A 674-nucleotide genomic window follows, 5' to 3' on the forward strand; every position below is an offset into this window, starting at 1 on the left:
CCATGAAGGTGATCACCTCGGCGGCGCTGCTGAACAAGGGGGCGGTGGCGCCGAACGACGTCGTGGACTGCCCGAAGTACCTGACGGTCGGCAAGCAGTTCCACAACGTGGAGACGTCCGAGATCCGTGGGGCCACCTTCCGCGAGGACTTCATCCACTCGTGCAACACGGCCTTCGTGAGCCTGCGGGACAAGCTCGGGGACCGGGAGCTGACGGAGTTCTCGTCCACGTACTTCGGCATCGGCCAGGAGTGGTACACCGGCGCGCCGTCCTTCGACGGCGAGGTGCCGGTGCCCGGGGACGAGACGGAGAAGTCGGCCGCGCTGTTCGGGCAGGGCAAGCTGCGGGCGAACCCGCTGGTGATGGCCTCGGCGACGGCCACCGCCGCCTCCGGGACGTTCCGGATGCCGCTGCTGGTACGCGAGGGCGGCACCGCGCGCGAGGGCGAGGGCCCGCGCACCGAGGAGCTGCCGTCCGACGTGGTGCGCACGCTGCGCTCCCTGATGCGGGACACGGTGACCGACGGGACGGCGAAGGTGCTGGCCGACCTGCCCGGCGAGGTCGGGGCCAAGACCGGTACGGCCGAGGTCACCGAGGAGGGCCCGAACAACGGCTGGCTGGTCGCCTACGACGACGAGATCGCCATCGCCTGCGTCGTGGAGGGCGCCCAACAC

At 70.8% G+C, this 674-nt stretch carries 1 protein-coding gene; it reads left to right on the forward strand.

Features of this window, described 5'->3' with window-relative positions:
* A partial coding sequence (locus KUM32_RS33225) for a penicillin-binding transpeptidase domain-containing protein (RefSeq protein ID WP_254406489.1) occupies positions 1-674 on the forward strand: 674 nt, incomplete at both ends.

Source organism: Streptomyces sp. AC627_RSS907, assembly GCF_019049165.1.